Here is a 17,020-nt window from a genome sequence, read left to right as displayed (position 1 = left end):
CCGCCACTACTCTTTAACGGCACCCGCAGTCATTCCGTCTATAAAATAGTTTTGCATAAACATAAATAAAAGGATAAGAGGCAATGCGGTAAGAGTAGTGCCCGCTAATATTTCTCCGTGATTAATAACCGTTTTCATTTGTATTTGTGAAAGTCCGACGGGAAGAACAAACAACGTTTCCGTATGCGTTACGATACGGGGCCATAAAAAACTGTTCCATGAATTCATAACGGAAAATATAATAAGTGTTGTTGTTCCTGCAAGTGATAAAGGTAACGCTATTTTCAAAAAAATAAAAAACTCGGAACAGCCGTCGATTCTTGCAGCTTCAAATAATTCGTCCGGCAAAGACTGCATATATTGGCGCATTAAAAATACATTGAAAATAGATACGGCATTGGGAACCACCAAGGCCCAGTACGTATCAAGCCAATGAAACAGGTCCATAATTTTATATAGCGGAATGAGATTAACTTGAAGAGGAATCATCAGTCCCAATAACATAACAAAAAAAATTCCGTCGCGCCCCGGAAATTTAAGCTTTGCAAAAGCATATCCGGCCAAGGTCGATAAAAGCACTTGGCAAAAAGTAACAACAATTGTTACAGCCGTACTGTTGAAAAAATATAATCCGAAATTCGGTATATGCAAAAACAGTTTAACATAATTTGAAAATATAATTGGATTTGGCCACCATTGAGGCGGAGAAGCAAGAATTTCACTTTCAAGCTTCATAGAAGAAGAAACTGTCCAATAAAAAGGAAAAATCATAAGAAAAGAAGATAAAACGAGAAAAATAAATATGTATCTTGACCCGCGGCCGTTCATTGTCGCTCACTCCTCTTTTTTTCTACAAACCATTGTACCAAAGATATAAAAACAAGAATACAAAATAAAACATACGCAATAGCCGACGCATATCCAAGGTCGAGTCGTCTGAATTTTGAAAAAAGCATATACACCAATGTCGTATACGCATTGCCCGGATTCGGATTGGAATGCATAAGAGCGTAAGGAAGATCAAACACTTGAAAACTGCCGATTAATCCGACACAGTATACAAAAAAGAAAACAGGCCGGAGAGCCGGCAAAGTAATTACACAAAACTGCGTAAACGGCTTTGCCCCGTCAATAGTAGCCGCTTCATAGTGTTCTTTTGGAATATTTTGCAGCGCCGCTAAAAAAACCACTGTTTCGAAACCGAACCCCTGCCAAATACTTGCGGCGGTTATCGAATAAAGAACAAGCCTGGGATTTGAAAGCCAGCCGACGGGAGAATAGCCCAGATAAGTAATAATAAAATTGAATATACCGTTTTCATTGTATAACAATCGCCAAATCATAGCGACAACAATTGTAGACGTCATAACCGGTAAAAAATAGGCTGTACGAAAAAATGTCTGTCCCTTTATTTTTGAATTTAAAAAAACACCCGTAATAAGACCGAGAAAGGGGCCTATTGTCATTCCTAATAAAACATAGATGGTCGTATTTTTTAATGCGGCTAAAAAACTGCTGTCTGAAAATAACGATACATAGTTTTTAAACCCCACAAAAGCGGGTTTTGAAATTCCGTTAAAATCAGTAAAGCTCCAATACAAAGAAATAAGCATAGGAACAAATAAAAAGATAAGCGTTGACAAAAGCAACGGTGTAATAAAAATATAACTCAATATATACATTCTGTATTTTGTTCGTTTAAATAATGAATACATCGTTGCTTCTCTCTTTTATGCCTCGTTTTTATTTTTTTTGTAAAACGGCGTTTACTTTTTCCGCAGCAGTATTTAATGCATCTTCTACCGACATATATCCGCCGAGTATTTGTACGGTCGCTTCGGAGATTTCAAAATCAACGGAATCCCATTCGCGAATTTTCGGAAATGCGGATGCATGTATAAGCGCGTCTTTAAATAGCTGCAACGGTTTTTCATTGTTAAAATAAGGATCCGGAACGGAAAACTCCGGATGATCGAAGACTGTCAAAACAGCGGGACCCGCGCTTGCCTGCGTATAGACCAGGGCTGCGTTTTCCGGTTTTAAAAGAAATTCGATAAATTTCCATGCCACTTCTTTATTTTTTGAACGCTCAGGGATAACAAGTGCGGTTCCTCCCAGATATGTACCCGGTTTTTTTGAAAAAGGATGAGGAGCAACACTCCACTTACCGGATTGTTCGGGAGCTATTTCTTTCATTTGGGCCATTCTGTAAGGACCGTCGGAAAACATTGCAATGCGTTCATCCTTTATGCCCTGCAGTAAATCTCCGTGCCCATCCGTCCAATGAATCGCCATTTTATGTTTATTTACAAGATCACCATAGAATTGAAACGCTTCTTTTGCCTGTTCTGAAGTAAAAGCGGCAGCGGTATTATCTTTATTTAGAATTTCTCCGCCGTTTTCATAGACAAATTGAACGGCATGAAACACATCGGAAAGTGCTGCATATTTATATTTATCATCTTTTGCGATTGCCTTTCCCGCCGTTACCAGTTCTTCCCATGTTTGAGGCACTTTTAATCCCTTTGCGGAAAATAAATCATTTCTGTAATAAAGACAATATGCATCAAAATCATACAGTGCGCCGATAAGTTTGCCGTCATATGTCATGGCCTCTAAATTTGAAGGAGCCCAAATATTTTCCAAATTTTCGCCGTTGATAAGGTTTCCTGAAAGTTTTTTCAAATCCGTAAAAACACCCAACGAACCGTAAACGGGCATCCATGTCAAATCCGCTGTAACCACGTCGGGAACGTTATTACTGGACAAAATAACGTTCAGCTTTGTATGCATTGTTTCCCAGTCAAGATCCTGTCGAAGGACTTTTATGTCGCTGTTTTCTTTTTCAAATTTTTCAACAAGAACGGCCAAGGGTGAAACTTCTTTGCCGTAATAATCCCAAACCGTTATGGTTTGTACCTTTTCCGTTTTTTTATTTACGGAACAGCCTACTGTAAAGAGCAGCATCGATACTGTCAACAGGGCAACCATTTTCTTTTTCATACTATCCTCCTTTTCAGTTGAAAAATAATCGGAGCTGCCAAAACCGCTTGTTTTTCCGGCAACTCCCGCTTTTACTTTGTCCATTCCAAAACAATTGCGTCCCACGGTTCCATGTATAAAGACCATGTATTATTTTCATGTACGGCCCTTCCTTTTCCGGAAGCAGATTCAACAAGAGATAAGGCTTTTATATTAAAGTCAAGTATCAGTGAGGCGTTTTGCGACTTAAACGATCTGTTTACAGCAACAAGATATCCGCGCTCTGCGTTTCCCAAAACGCCGACTTCTATAGACGGACAGGAAGAACGTGCCGTTACATTTATTTTCGCTTCGTGCATCAATGCATCATAAACAAGAAAGGAGATATTATTATTTTCAAAGGCTGCCGGAGTTTCCGACAAATATGTTTCTATCGGATAAGTCGACATGAGGGTCATACCCTTACCAAGGCGATTTAAAATCAACGCGGGATTTCCCTTGGCATCTACGGCTACAACGGTTCCGCCTTCAAGACAAACCGTTACGGGCCAATGTTCCGGTTTTTGTGAAACCTTATATTCTATTGTTTGACCTTTTTTAAAACTTCCGAAATCGCGAACAAAGGTAAACACTGCATCTTCTACCGGTTCGTGATCCGCCAGCCGGGCACCAAACAAGTTTTGCATTTCGGGAATAGCTGCATCCGCACAAAAAGAAGCATATAAAACACCGCCGTTTTTAACATACATTTCCGCTTTTTTCCAAAAATCGGTGTGAAGGTGCGTTATGTTTCTGTCCGTTGCCGTCAAAGGCGAAGGTAAAATCAACAACGGATAAGAAGCCCAATCGTGATGCTCTCTGGGCATATCCACTTGAAAACCCGCCTGCTTAGCTAAAATATAAGAAGATATCAATGAGCCGGTAAGCCAACGATTTTCTTCATAATCATTTTCCGGCGTGCGATGGACATCCTGTACGGATGTATATGGAATCGTATTATAACCGTTTAACCCCAAACCGTTTAAATCGCCGTGCGCCTTGGCCCATTCAAACGGAACCACAAGAGCGGCGTCTCCTTTGCGCGGTTCTATAGACTCCAAATTAAGTTTTTGAAGAAGTTTTGCAAACTTGCGTACCTCACAGCCGGCCGGCCGATCTTTTCTGTCCCAAGTTGTAATTCCGAATTGGGTTTCATGCGGCGCACGTATATACGGAAGCCGTCCGCAAGTTTCCGGAGCAGCATCCGTAAAACACCACGGCATAAAGCCCATTACCCCGTTTGCCAATCCCGAATACATTACAATGCGGTCATATAAACCTATTCTTTCAGGATCGTATTGAGAAGAAGACGCGCCGTATTCATGAATCATAAGCGGCCGGCCGGCACCTCGCGAAAGGGCAGCTTCAAAACTGCCGCAATAACTACCTCTTTCAGATAACATCGGATCGGTAAATCTGTCTAAAGTATAAATCGGGTAAGGATGCGAAGATAAAAAATCCACTTCTTCGGCTACCAAGTCCGGCCGAAAAGGACCGTGGTTTAAATCTTCCATACTGGTTCCGACACAAACCAAAGCATCAGGATCCTGCCTGCGAACAGCCCAGGCAAGCAGCCGTGTCCAGTTTACCGCCATTGCATCGCTTGTTTTTCCCCACACAACCCAAAACGGCGGTTCATCCGTCAAATCCCATGCTAAAATCGCAGTTTCTCCGGCATATTTTTTCGTAAAAAAAGCAACATGATTTGTCTGCAACCGCAGCATATCGGGATCTTCGTGCGGATGTCTGCCCTGCCTCCACGGAACATCCCAAAAAGCTTCTCCGACTTCACCGCCTATAAAAAAAGTCGGATGAAGATAGATTTCATAGCGGTGTGCCAAATCGATAAGAGAATCGAGCTGTTTACAAGCTTCCGGATTATAACAACCGGGATGAGGTTCGAACCAAGCCCAAAAAAGGTCGAATCTGACAACATTGAACCCAAGCTCTTTCATTTTTACAAAATCTTTTTCAATATCGGCAGCATCCCAGTATTGAGCCCATTGGAGCGCCGCCTTTGCCGGAACCCAATGCGCACCTATGGGTATAAATCGTTTTCCGTTTTTTGTAAGATAGTTTCCGTCAACCTTTACCCGCTCTAATGCCATTTTTGTATCCTTTGCTTTGTTTTTTTAACCGGAATACAACGCAGCCGTTTTTATATACTGTTTTTTCAGTTTTTGCGAAGTACTCAACAAGGATATTATATCCATTCTTGCCTGTTGTCAAGTATAAAATATCCAAAAACAAACCAAACACGGATAAAAAATCCTTTACAAAATATTTTTTTGGATATATAATCCGCCTTATGACAAAGGAAAAACTCGTTTGGGGGTTTGACCTCGGCGGAACGCAAATGCGTTGCGCCCTAGTGGAAAATACGGTTGTTAAAAGCCGAATTTTCCGCCGCCCCACACAACGCAATCGCCCTGCGCAAGAGATAGTGAATGATATATTGGACCTTATTCGCTCGGCCGAAAAAGAAACGGGAGCAAAAAATTGTCCGCTCGGGATAGGCGTTCCTACGTCGGTTACAGGCGGATGCCTTGATCCGTGTGAAAACCTTCCGACCATGCCGAATTATCCTCTTGCACAAAAATTATCCGAACAATTAAAAAGACCGGTTATATTGGAAAACGACGCTGCGTGTTTTGCATTAGGAGAATACAGTTGTATAAGTGATAAAGCGGGAAAAATATTACTCACTTTTACACTCGGAACAAGTATCGGCCTGGGAATTATAATAAACGGAAGTATATTTAAAGGAGCTTGGGGACAAGCGGGAGAAATCTGGCGCTCTCCGACGTCGATAATCGACAAGCCCGAAAACAATTCGATAGTAGACAGATACCTAAGCGGACAGTCTTTGGAAAAGCTGTACGAAAAAATTTCCGGAAAAACAATTTCCGGGAAAGAATTGCATCAAGAAGCCGAATTACACAACCCGTATGCAATTCAGTGTTTTAACGAATACGGAACATATTTGGCACAATTATTATGTCAAATCGTCAATATCCTCGATCCGCATATAATCATTTTTGGAGGCTCGGTTTCAACAGACTTTGATTTTTTTTCACCGGCATTTTTACAATTTCCGCTTTTAAAGAAAATTCATATTCGTAAAACGGAAATAGGAGATGCGGCGCCGCTTTTGGGCTCTGCACATCTGTTCAATTAACAATCAAAATAATTATGTTACATATATTTTTACAGGAGAATATAACATTATGAGTAAGTTTTATGAAGAAATTTTGCAAGTACCGGAAGCCCTTCACCGTGCTGTGGATTATTACAAAACAACCGGGCTTGAATCGCTTAACACCTGGCTATCTCTTGTGCATAAACATTCTGCGCTGAACTTTCTCGGAATGGGTACTTCCGAATTTTCAGTTTACAGCGCTTTGCCGAAAATAGAAGCAGGAGAAGTTCCGGTGCTCATCCGAGATGCGGGAGAATATCTGTATTACGGTCCCGAGCAGCCACATCGTAGTGTTTTAACAATTTTAACCAGTCAATCAGGTGAAAGCGTTGAAATACGTAAACTGATTGAAGGCAACCGTGTTACATCATCGGTTATCGGAATAACAAATAATCGGGAAAGTACCTTAGGTACATATGCGGACGTCGTTTTTCCTTTGTTCGGAGGAGAAGAAGCAAGTATATCGGCAAAAACATATACGAATACGCTTGCCGTATTAAACCTTATGGGAGAAACTCTTGCAAAAAGAAAAGCGCCTTCCGCCGACTTCTTTGATGTTCTTGATAAAACGGCTGATTTATTGCTCTCTGTTCCGGACGAAGAAATTCAAAAAGCAGTTGATCATTTACTGCCCGGAGACGCAATAGCCTTTGTCGGAAGAGGCCCTGCTTATACGAGTGCACGGCAGTCGGCATTAACTTTTATGGAAGGAACACGGTGTTTAAGCTCGCCTTTTACCGGCGGCGCTTTTAGGCACGGCCCCTTTGAATCCGTTGGAAAACTTTTTTCAATTGTGATATATTGTGCAAAGGGAAAAACAAGCCGGTTTTCATGGAAGCTTGCTTTAGACAGTGCAAAATTAGGCGCAAAGGTTCTCGTTATAACCGACGAGCCTGCCTCTGTAAAACATGAGTTAATCCGAGTGTTGACAATACCGAATCCGGTGGCAGACGATGAAACCTTGTTTCCGTTGGCAGTTTCCGGCATTCACCCTCGAATTGTTCATGCCCTTGCAAAAGAACGCGGATTTGAAGCGGGTATTTTCAACTACGGCGAAAAAATTACTGTAACGGAATAAAATGAAAAAAACCCACATTTTAAATAACATACGGGCAATGCTCCCGGAACTCAGCGATGCCGAACGAAAATTTGCGGATTATATTTTGCAGGAAAATGAGCTTATCTACAAATCAATAACGATGGTAACGGAAGAAAGCGGAGCAGGATACGGAACAATAATCAGGCTCTGTCAAAAGCTCAAGTGCAAGGGGTTTCAGGATTTTAAAATTAAACTTGCACTTGAGCTTGCACAAAAAGAAACGGAAACACCGATTGCGGAAACAACTTTTTTCTCAAGCGTTTGTGAAGATATCCGCACCGTTAATGCATCCATCGATCCGCTTGACCTCGACAAAACAGTAAAACTTTTGCGCGCTTCAAAAAAAATACTTGTTATCGGAAGCGGAGGCTCTTATGCACAGGCGTGGGATTTGTGCTATCGTTTAATAAGACTCGGTTTTGACGCCACTGTTGAAGGAGATTCGCATTTGCAAGCCATACGTGCTTCGACTTTAAAAAGCTCGGACGTTTTAATAGCCGTTTCTTTTTCCGGAAGCACAAAGGGAATTCTGCATGCGGTAAAACAGGGCAAAAAGGGAAAAGCAAGCGTTATTGCAATTACCAATTATGCTCGCTCTCCGCTGGGAAATACCGCAGATTTAACCTTTTGTCTTCAGCTTCGTTCTCAAGTTCTCGATGCCGAAATCGGCAGCAAAATTCCGGTATCGTTTTTAATCGAGGTTTTGTGCTACCGATTGTTTAAGTCTTTACCGAAAGCCGTAGATACTTTAAGCGTAACTGCACACAGCGTATCCGATAAATTATTTTAACCCTTCCTATGCAAACTCGTAGGGAGTTTCCTGATAAACATAATAGTTCAGCCAATTCGAATAAAACAAGTGGGCGTGGCTTCTCCATGTCGAAACGGGGGTGCTGTCGGGATTATCTTCGGGAAAATAATTGCACGGTACGTCTATCGGCAAGCCCTTGTTTTTATCCCGCGTGTACTCCAAAGCGAGGGTGTCGGTGTCGTATTCCAAGTGTCCCGTCATAAAGATTTGGCGGTTGTTTTTCGATTTAACCAGTAGGACACCCGCCTCATCGGATTCGGCAAGCACGGTTAAATCGGAACAGCCCTTGATGTCGGCGCTGCGCACTTCCGTGTGGCGCGACTGCGGAGCAGGAAATACGTCGTCGAAACCGCGCAATAGGGGTTCTGCCTTTGTCATACGCTTGTGTTTAAAAATACCGAACAGCTTTTTATCCAAATCGTATTTTTGAATTCCGTAATGATAGTACAAGCCCGCTTGTGCGCCCCAACAAATATAGAGGGTGCAAAAAACGTTTTCGGCCGCATAATCCATAATGCGCGTTAAGTCCTTCCAATAATCGACTTTTTCAAAGGGGAGCTGTTCGACCGGGGCGCCGGTTATAATCATTCCGTCGAATTTGCGTTTGAGTACTTCTTTTGAAGGAATATAAAAACGTTCCAAGTGGTCGGCGCGCGTATTTTTTGTTTTATGATTTTCCATGTGTACAAGGAAGATTTCAACTTGCAAAGGAGTATTGCCCAAAAGGCGCAAAATCTGCGTTTCCGTTGCGATTTTTGTGGGCATAAGGTTTACAATGGCGATTTTTAAAGGACGGATATCCTGCGTTCGGGCGCGCTGTTCGGTCATTACAAAGATGTTTTCTTCTTCAAGCACTTTACGCGCCGGTAAATCCGAAAGAATTTTTATAGGCATAGCGTGCAAAGTATAGCAAATTTGTGATTTTTTTGCTATACTTTAGCGTATGATGCGCGCCGACACAAAAAAAGCCGTAAAAAAAATAAAGCATTTGATTTTTACCCCTTCAGCCGACATCGAAAAATTCAGGCAAAAATTGAATGCGGAATTTACCGTTCCCATTTTACCGAACCGTGTCGAACGCGAAAAGCGGAGTATCGGAGGAGTTGACTGCGACGTTTTTACCCCCGAGGTGTACGCATCGAAGCGCGTCCTCCTTTATGTTCACGGAGGTTCCTTTGTCGGAGGCTCATGCGCCGCATGGGGAAACTTTTGCGCTTCTTTTGCAAACGCATCATGCACAAAAATCGTACTGCCCGAAATTCATCTTGCACCCCAATATCCCTTTCCGGCAGCCTTGGAAGATTTAAAGGCGGTCATAAAAAAACTCTACGCGGAAAACGACAGTATTATTATTGCAGGCGACGGTTCGGGTGCTTCAATCGCGGTTGCCCTTGTATTGTCGATTAAAGAAAAATTCCGCGGAAAAATCGACGAGCTGGTGCTTTTTTCCCCGTGGTTCGATATATCGGGAGATTCGGAATCCGTAAAAACGCCGTCAAAATACAACCGCGATAAAATCGTTTCTTCCGAAGCTATACGTGCAGCCGCCGAACTTTATACGTATTCTGCAAACCTGACCAACCCCCTTGTATCGCCGATGTTTGCGAGTCCCGAAATGCTTGCAGGCTTGCCCGACGTATACATTCAAATGGCGGACGACGAGCTTTTAAAGCAGGACGCGCTGTGCTTTCAGGACAAACTGCGCAAAGCCGATGTTCCCTGTGAACTCGATTTATGGGAAGGCATGATTCACTTTTTTCAAATGGCGGATGAGTTTTTACCCCAAGCTCACTTGGCGGTTGAAAAAGCGGGCGCTCACATTAAAAACAGACAAGGATAAGTATGGAACTCGTTTCTCCTGCAGGCAATGTCGAAAAGCTGAGCTACGCATACGCTTACGGCGCCAACGCCGCATACATAGGATTAAAACGTTTTTCGCTTCGCGTAAAAGCCGATAATTTTTACGACGACGAATACAAGACGGTCAACAATCTCAAAAATCAATATCCGGGGAAAAAGCTTTTTTGCGCCCTGAACATCAGCTTTCACAATGCCGACATCGACAACTTTTTATCCGAAATCGATTATTTTAAATCCTATCCTTTTGACGCCTTTATCGTTCAGGATATAGGCATGGTGCGCACTATACAAAAACACTTTCCGAATGCGTCCCTTCATTTAAGCACGCAGGCGAACTGCATAAACCGCGAGGCCGTTAAAATGTACCGCGACTTGGGCTTTTGCAGGGTAGTGCTCGGGCGCGAAGCTTCTTTGACGGAAATCGCCGAAATAAAGGATGCGGTGCCGGACATGGAACTGGAAGTTTTTGTGCACGGAGCGATGTGTATCGCCTATTCGGGCCGCTGCCTTATGAGCGCCTATATGAACGGCAGAAGCGCGAACGCGGGTTTTTGCTCGCACTCATGCCGCTGGGATTATTCGCTTGTCCAAAGCGGCTCTCTTGCTCTGGAAGAACAAAAACGGCCGGGCGAGTATTTTCCGATTTTTGAAGGCGAAAACTTTACAGCCCTTCTTTCATCCAAAGATTTATGCATGATTGATAAGTTGGACGATTTAAAAAAAGCGGGAGCGGATTCTTTGAAAATTGAAGGGCGTATGAAAAGCCTGTATTATACGGCAATCGTAACGCGCGCATACAGAAAGGCAATCGACAGCTTGGAAGGCCGCATAAGCGCCGCCGAAGCCGCCCCCTTTATTGAAGATTTGTACAAAACAAGCCACCGCGCTTTCGGCACCGGTTTTTATTACGGAAAAGAAAATGCAAACGAAACGGTTTCAGGCGAAACGACAAGCGAGTACGATATGGCCGGTACCATCGTAAAAAAACTGAACGCGGCCGAAAGGGAAAAGATATTTTGCGAGGCGAGCCGCACTGCCGCCGAAGCCGAGCGTTCCCTCGACGGTATGCATCCTGAGGCGCGAAAAGCCCGTGAAAAAGATTTAGAGCTTCATCCCGAAAAAATTCCGCACTTTATAGAAGCCGACGAAAAGCGTCATTTATACGAATACAAACCGGCAAATCAAACCCGAAGCGGCACCGAACTTGAAGCCCTTTCTCCCGACTGCGCCGCTTTAAAGATACCTCCCGATACCTATTGCTTTGTTGACCCCGAAACGGGAAAAATCCTGGATGCGGTACACCACAACACCCCCAGCCTTTTATTCACAAGCGCCGATTTACAAGACGGCGCCATTATACGGGTGAGGGCACAAAGGGAAGGTTGATATGCGCTGGAATATAAAAACGCTTGCAGGTATCGGCGTTTTATTGTTTTTCGCTTACCGCTTTATACTCAATCCGCTTAACGGAATAGAAGAAGGATGAAAAAGCAAGCTCGGCACAGTGTAATAATGTATACTATCTTTGCTTTTTTTTGCTTTGCCGGCGCTTTTTTACTCTGTTTTAAAACAATCACGGGAAACATTAAAAACGGTTTGTCTAAGAACTGGGAAAGTGTACAAATTGTCGATATACAGGAACAAATGTTCACCGACTATCTTCCGTCAAAAAATCGAGGTTATACAATTCAAACAAAATATGTGTACAACATAAAATATATAATCGATGGTAAGCTGCAAGACATGACTCTTACCTTATTCAATACAAAATTGGACCCGGTTGATTTAAGAATAGAGCCTCATACCCGTAAAATATATGTAAGACAAAAATTGCAAATACGAGATTATGCAGTCAGACTGTTTGCTTTGTTTATTGCGGCTTTGATAGGTTTGATTTTTATTCAGGAAATAATTAAAAACTTAAAAAAAACTAATAACTAATAAAGCCGAACCGACAGTATTCCCATAAAAATATGAATAGCATAAAAGCGGAAGCTGTGTTATAATAATTGTGCGATATATAAGATGTACTGATAATTTGTCATATTGATATATAAAGGAAGGTTTAAAGTAAGCGTCTAAAATGGCGTCGCTCACTTTAATTTGGGTTTTGCCTGTATATTTTATAAGGGCAAAACTTCATTATTTTATGTGCTTTCCGCTTGAAGCTGCGCTGCGGGTGCGCCTGTGTTACGAAAGCACAAATAAAACAGCTTCCAAAGTTGACACTTTGTTCCGCTGTTTTATTTTAAGGAAGGTTTTATGCCCACACTCCAAGTACGGAATTTACCTAATGCAATGTATCGGCAAATACATTATCTTGCCCAAAAGGAGCAAAAAACAATAACCGAACAAACTATATCTCTACTGCAGGAAAGTATTAACGAAAAAATCGGAAATAAAAACAGACGAAAGATTATCTTAAAAAAAATGGAAGAGCTTGATTTTACAGGAGAGGAGCTTCCGCATCCTGCAATACTATTGCGAGAGGATAGAGAACGATGATAGCTGTTCTTGATGCAAGCGCGGCTGTAGAAATGACATTGAATATGAAAAACGCATCTCATTTTAAAAGCATTTGTACAGAGGCGGATATAATACTTGCACCTGATATTTACCCGTCTGAAATAACAAATGTATTTTGGAAATATAAAGTCTTTTCAAAGCTGGATACAACAAAATGTTTAAAAGGTATAAAATATTGTATAGACTTGATAGACGATTTTATCGATACAAAATCCTTATATAAGGAAGTGTATAATGCAGCCGTAGAATATGAACATCCCGTCTACGATATGTTTTATCTCGTTGCCGCAAAAAAGAATAAAGCAGTATTATTGACGTGCGACAAAAAATTAATAAAAATTGCCCGCACGATGAACATCGATATATCGGAATAATGCGGTTTTTATGCAGTAATTTAACTGCCCTCCTTGCACCTTACCTTTTTTCTCTACCTTTTCCCCGATTTTTTAGGGCGGTCTTTTTTAGCACTTTTCGCCGCGTTTGACGTTTGTGCAGGGCTTTCCTTCCACATAACCTGAATCGTCCGCTGAGCGACGTTTTCTATGCGCTTAAAATTCGGGCAGTCGGCGCGGTGAACGATAATTCCCCTCCCGCGCGACACATAGCCGACAATGGCATCTCCATAGCGGGGATTACAGCACTTTGCAGTCGACGCCAAAAAATTTGCCGTGTCTCCTATGCGGATTTTAACGGGGGCGTCCGCTGTGCTTTCTTGCCGTAAGGCAGTACTTCCCGCCGCTTCCGCCCCGGGAAAAAGCCCTGCGCCGCCCGCGGAGTCCGAAGTTTCGGCTCCCGGCGGCGAGCCTTTAAGCGGCACGTTTTTTTGCGGCGTACCTTTTGCGCTTTCCGTCTTTTGCACTTCCGTATCGCGGATTTTTGCGGCTTCTTTTGTTTCAGGCGGAGCGTTTGCGGCAAGCCATGCGCGTATTTTGGAGCGCGCCCGTGCGGTTTTTACCTGCGCTAATTGATTTTCCGTTGGGTGCGCCTGCGGATTCGTCAAAATCTCGATAATTTGCGTGTTTTTTAAAGGCTTGGACAGGGGAATAATATGACCGTCGGCTTTTGCTCCCGTAATCGTTTCTCCGATGTGCGTGTGAATCGAATAGGCAAAGTCTATCGCCGTCGAACCGAAGGGAAGTTTCCGTACTTCACCCTTGGGCGTAAACACAAAAATCGAGTCGCCCAAAAGTTCGCTTTTTATTTCGTTAAAAAAATCGCTGTCGGTTAAATGGTCTTTGCGCAGTTCTTTTAATTGATTGATAATCGTCAAACTGTCTATGTCGACCAAGTCCTTGTTCATCCCCTTTTTGTACAGCCAGTGGCTTGCAACTCCGTGTTCGGCCACCGCGTGCATTTCGTTTGTGCGGATTTGAATTTCCAAGGGGCGCGTTCCGCATAAAACGGTTGTGTGAATACTTTGGTACCCGTTCGACTTGGGCATGGCGATATAATCTTTAAAACGCCCTTCAAGCGGTTTCCACAGGTTATGCACAAGGCCTATCATAATATAACAGTCGGCGGGGGTTTTACACAAAATCCGCATAGCGAGCAAGTCGAGCAATTCTTCCGCCGTGCGGTTTTTCTTTTTCATCTTTTGATAAATCGAATAAAAATGCTTTGCCCTTCCGTACACGTTCACTTCAAGACCGGCGCGGGAAGCCGCCTTGTAAATTTCTTTTTGCGCCTTTTCAAGGTAGTCGGTGCGCTCGCTTTTTTTTAAGGCGACAATGCGTTTTAATTGGGCAAAGACATCGGGGTTGGAATATTTTAAACTTAAGTCTTCCATTTCGATTTTTACCGCCGACATACCGAGGCGGTTTGCAAGCGGCGCCCAGATTTCGATAATTTCGGCGGCAAGCTGTTTTTGCTCTTCGCTTTCCAACTCGTCTATGTTTCGGATACGGTCGAGCCTGTCGGCCATTTTTACCAAAATAACGCGGATATCGTCGGTCATCGCAAAAAGCATTTTGCGGAATGAGTCGGCTTGTTCAAGCGTTTTGCTTTGCATATTAAGACCGGTTATGCGCTTTGAGGCGCGGACGATATTTACAATCGCGGGGGAGAATCGTTTTTCGGCTTCTTTTTCATCGGCGGTTTCAAGGTTGTAAATATTGTGCAAAAAGCCGGCGGTAATGCCTTCCGCATCGAGTTTGTTTTCCGCCAAAATGCAGGCAACGCGCATCGGGTGTAAAATATAAGGTTCTCCGCCGGGACGCAGTTTCGCTCCTGCGGCCTTACATAAAAAATCCCAGCCCGATTTTATAAGATCGGCATCCGAACCCGTATAATCCGGATATTCGCGGAAAAAAGTATCCAGCAAAACGGCGCTGTCGGTTACGGTTTTATTTAATTGAAAATCACTCATATTATTTTTCGAGCCCTTGTTACGCGCGGTAATCCCGATAAATCTTTAAATGTTATTATATCGCTAAAACCGGCCTTTGTCAGCGCATCCCGTGTGTCGGCAGCGTTGTATTCGCCCGTTTCAAGCAGTAAAACGCCGCCTTCTTTTAAAGCGTGCCGGGCTTGCGTTATAAGACGCCGTATTATGTCCGTACCGTCCTTTCCCCCGTCCAAGGCTAAAAGCGGTTCGTTTCTCCCGTCTTTTAAAAGTTCGGCTGCAACCCCGGAGGGGACATAGGGCGGATTGCTCACAATTATATCATAGCGGCTTTCGCTTACCCTGCCGGCCGGAGGGCCGAAAGCGAGTAAGTCCGCGCAAAAAAAACGCGGTTTTTCTATTTCGGAACGGTTCAATAAACGCGCCGCATTTTTTCGTGCAAGAAAAAGGGCGGTTTCGGAAATATCGGATGCGCGGGAAATAAGGCGAATGTTTTTAAATAGGCCGGAGCGGTTTTCTTCAAGCGTTTTAAGAAGCGCCAAAATAACACAGCCCGACCCCGTACACACATCGGCTATATACAGCCGGGAGCCGTCATAGGGCTGCGAGGCTTCGGCGCCCGGTTTTGATTTTTCAGTGCAGGCCGCTGCCTTTCCGCTTTTTTGTAGGTATGCGGCGCGTGTTTTAATTTCGTCAAGGGCGAGCTCAACAAGCAGTTCGGTGTCGGGCTTGGGAATCAAAACCGCAGGCGACACGCAAAAATCAAAGCCGAAAAATTCTTTATGACCGGTAATATAGGCGACAGGAAGACCGTCCCCCCTTTGAGCGATTCGTTTAAAAAATGCTTTTTGTTTTGAAGGAGAAAGCGTTTTGTCGTCGTGTGCTAAAAGAAAACTGCGGTTTGTGTGCAAAAGATCGCATAATATGCAGTCGGCGTCCAATGCCGCAGTAGGCGATACTTGTTTTGAAAAATCGGCGGACGAAAGAAGCCGCACCGCCTCTTTCCGCGCTTCACGTAGGGTCATACATTAAATATAATAAAAAAGGGGAATAAAAAACACTCCCAAATGCAGGCATCCGGGAGTGTAAAATCTGTTGATTTTTGGTCTACAGTAATATTATATATTATCTTACAAAAAAAACAAGAGTTTTACGGTTGAAAATTATTACAATTTGTTTCTCTAAAAAAATAATTATGTTTTGTATAAAGGTCAATCCGCTTATTATATTCAGTTCTTTATTGTACAGATCTTTTGATTGTTCTATTTTATCAAATAGTTGATTTAAAGTAATAACTGCTCTTTGGTACGCATTATTGCTTTTTACTATATAAAGAAAAGAAAAAATACAAGCCGCAAAATCATGTAAAACGGGAACGGTTAAATATTTTTTCAGCTGTCTTTGACTGATTGAAGGAATATAAGTTGTAATATAATTCCGTATTTTCTTAGACGGTTTGATTTCTAACACTTGTGAGTTCAGTTGATTCAACATACAATTATTATGCGCAGCCGCATTTCTTACAAATTTAACAGGTTTTAAAAGCTTTTCAAACTTAGTTCTAATTTTATATTTTTCAGCATAGAATTCATAAAATGAAATTAAATCTCCAAATGTGAGAATTTCCACAAGATTCCATGATGAAAAAGCCTTTTGATACTTCTTAACCATATCATAAGTATATGTATTTGAATCAGGATATTGTAAAATATTATTAATTTTTTGCTGCAGATTGCTATGTTTTGTCAGGAATTCTGTTGTCAGTCCATATCCGTCTTCTAAATCATTCTCTGAAATATTTTTATTCAGATATACTTTTAACGAATGTTCAATCTCCAGTGTTATATCTAAAAGAGCCGCCCTGAATATCATATCAATTTTAGATAGAACTAAAAGTTGATTGAAATCCAATGAAATATATTGTCCGTATTTGTTATGCTTATTATTAATATATTTTCGGAAACATTTTGCATAGGCTTTTATTTTAAAATAATATGAATGATTTGAAAGGAATTCTTTTGCTTCATCTTCAGTGGAAATTTTAAAAGGAATTCCATTTGATTTCATGTGGTCGACTTGCTCTTGAATACTGAGTTTTTTCTTTTGCATATTATAAGTTTATTATATTTTTTTTATTTAATCTATAAATAAGGAAGTTGCGGC

The 17,020-nt window shown here is 42.3% G+C and carries 16 protein-coding genes; 8 read left to right on the top strand and 8 right to left on the bottom strand.

What is annotated here, in order from left to right; translation table 11 throughout:
- Positions 1–6: 6 nt before the first annotated feature.
- The 4 genes from H0R92_RS04640 to H0R92_RS04625 all read right to left on the bottom strand — a co-directional run bounded on the left by H0R92_RS04640 (position 7) and on the right by H0R92_RS04625 (position 5,129).
- The gene (locus H0R92_RS04640) at positions 7–828 is read right to left on the bottom strand and encodes a carbohydrate ABC transporter permease (protein ID WP_432961602.1); all 822 of its coding nucleotides are present in this window, start codon (positions 826–828) and stop codon (positions 7–9) included.
- Positions 825–1,643 (bottom strand): carbohydrate ABC transporter permease, encoded by an 819-nt coding sequence (locus H0R92_RS04635; protein ID WP_432961600.1) that lies wholly within the window; start codon positions 1,641–1,643, stop codon positions 825–827. The genes H0R92_RS04640 and H0R92_RS04635 overlap by 4 nt, the downstream gene beginning before the upstream one ends.
- A 100-nt stretch (positions 1,644–1,743) precedes the next feature.
- Positions 1,744–3,003, bottom strand: coding sequence for an ABC transporter substrate-binding protein (locus H0R92_RS04630; RefSeq protein WP_432961598.1), 1,260 nt, complete (start codon positions 3,001–3,003; stop codon positions 1,744–1,746).
- Positions 3,004–3,074: 71 nt separating this feature from the next.
- Positions 3,075–5,129, bottom strand: a complete 2,055-nt coding sequence (locus H0R92_RS04625; protein WP_432961596.1) for a beta-galactosidase — start codon at positions 5,127–5,129, stop codon at positions 3,075–3,077.
- A gap of 200 nt (positions 5,130–5,329) precedes the next feature.
- Here H0R92_RS04625 and H0R92_RS04620 point away from each other — a divergent pair, with 200 nt between their 5' ends.
- Genes H0R92_RS04620 through H0R92_RS04610 form a run of 3 tightly spaced genes read left to right on the top strand, consistent with a single transcriptional unit; the run spans position 5,330 to position 8,109 of the window.
- Entirely contained in the window at positions 5,330–6,199 is an 870-nt protein-coding gene (locus H0R92_RS04620; RefSeq protein ID WP_432961594.1) for an ROK family protein, read from the top strand.
- 49 nt (positions 6,200–6,248) lie between these two features.
- The gene (locus H0R92_RS04615; protein ID WP_432961592.1) at positions 6,249–7,298 is read left to right on the top strand and encodes an SIS domain-containing protein; all 1,050 of its coding nucleotides are present in this window, start codon (positions 6,249–6,251) and stop codon (positions 7,296–7,298) included.
- 1 nt (position 7,299) lies between these two features.
- Positions 7,300–8,109, top strand: a complete 810-nt coding sequence (locus tag H0R92_RS04610; protein ID WP_432961589.1) for a MurR/RpiR family transcriptional regulator — start codon at positions 7,300–7,302, stop codon at positions 8,107–8,109.
- A 6-nt stretch (positions 8,110–8,115) separates the two neighbouring features.
- Here the strand turns inward: H0R92_RS04610 and metA are convergent, their stop codons facing one another.
- The gene (gene metA / locus H0R92_RS04605) at positions 8,116–9,024 is read right to left on the bottom strand and encodes a homoserine O-acetyltransferase MetA (RefSeq protein WP_432961587.1); all 909 of its coding nucleotides are present in this window, start codon (positions 9,022–9,024) and stop codon (positions 8,116–8,118) included.
- Positions 9,025–9,073: 49 nt separating this feature from the next.
- Between metA and H0R92_RS04600 the strand changes: the two genes are divergently transcribed.
- The 5 genes from H0R92_RS04600 to H0R92_RS04580 all read left to right on the top strand — a co-directional run bounded on the left by H0R92_RS04600 (position 9,074) and on the right by H0R92_RS04580 (position 12,890).
- Positions 9,074–9,970 (top strand): alpha/beta hydrolase, encoded by an 897-nt coding sequence (locus H0R92_RS04600; protein WP_432961583.1) that lies wholly within the window; start codon positions 9,074–9,076, stop codon positions 9,968–9,970.
- A 2-nt stretch (positions 9,971–9,972) separates the two neighbouring features.
- Positions 9,973–11,376: a peptidase U32 family protein gene (locus tag H0R92_RS04595; protein ID WP_432961582.1), complete on the top strand. Its 1,404-nt coding sequence runs from the start codon at positions 9,973–9,975 to the stop codon at positions 11,374–11,376.
- Positions 11,377–11,502: 126 nt separating this feature from the next.
- Positions 11,503–11,931 carry a hypothetical protein gene (locus tag H0R92_RS04590; protein WP_432961581.1) on the top strand — a complete coding sequence of 143 codons (429 nt, stop codon included), beginning with the start codon at positions 11,503–11,505 and terminating at the stop codon, positions 11,929–11,931.
- A 321-nt stretch (positions 11,932–12,252) separates the two neighbouring features.
- Positions 12,253–12,495 carry a hypothetical protein gene (locus H0R92_RS04585; protein ID WP_428770056.1) on the top strand — a complete coding sequence of 81 codons (243 nt, stop codon included), beginning with the start codon at positions 12,253–12,255 and terminating at the stop codon, positions 12,493–12,495.
- Positions 12,492–12,890: a type II toxin-antitoxin system VapC family toxin gene (locus H0R92_RS04580; protein WP_432961580.1), complete on the top strand. Its 399-nt coding sequence runs from the start codon at positions 12,492–12,494 to the stop codon at positions 12,888–12,890. The genes H0R92_RS04585 and H0R92_RS04580 overlap by 4 nt, the downstream gene beginning before the upstream one ends.
- Before the next feature lie 53 nt (positions 12,891–12,943).
- Here the strand turns inward: H0R92_RS04580 and H0R92_RS04575 are convergent, their stop codons facing one another.
- The 3 genes from H0R92_RS04575 to H0R92_RS04565 form a co-directional block, all read right to left on the bottom strand.
- Positions 12,944–14,881 (bottom strand): RelA/SpoT family protein, encoded by a 1,938-nt coding sequence (locus tag H0R92_RS04575; protein WP_428770054.1) that lies wholly within the window; start codon positions 14,879–14,881, stop codon positions 12,944–12,946.
- Positions 14,878–15,882, bottom strand: coding sequence for a peptide chain release factor N(5)-glutamine methyltransferase (prmC, locus tag H0R92_RS04570; protein ID WP_432961579.1), 1,005 nt, complete (start codon positions 15,880–15,882; stop codon positions 14,878–14,880). The genes H0R92_RS04575 and prmC overlap by 4 nt, the downstream gene beginning before the upstream one ends.
- A gap of 100 nt (positions 15,883–15,982) precedes the next feature.
- On the bottom strand, positions 15,983–16,966 hold the full coding sequence (locus H0R92_RS04565; protein WP_432961578.1) for an Abi family protein: 984 nt from the start codon (positions 16,964–16,966) through the stop codon (positions 15,983–15,985).
- Between the last annotated feature and the right edge of the window lie 54 nt (positions 16,967–17,020).

This window comes from Treponema sp. OMZ 840 (assembly GCF_050937815.1).
Classification (GTDB): Bacteria; Spirochaetota; Spirochaetia; order Treponematales; family Treponemataceae; genus Treponema_C.
Note: the sequence above shows the minus strand (reverse complement) of the source record. Positions and strands in the feature narration are given on the sequence as shown.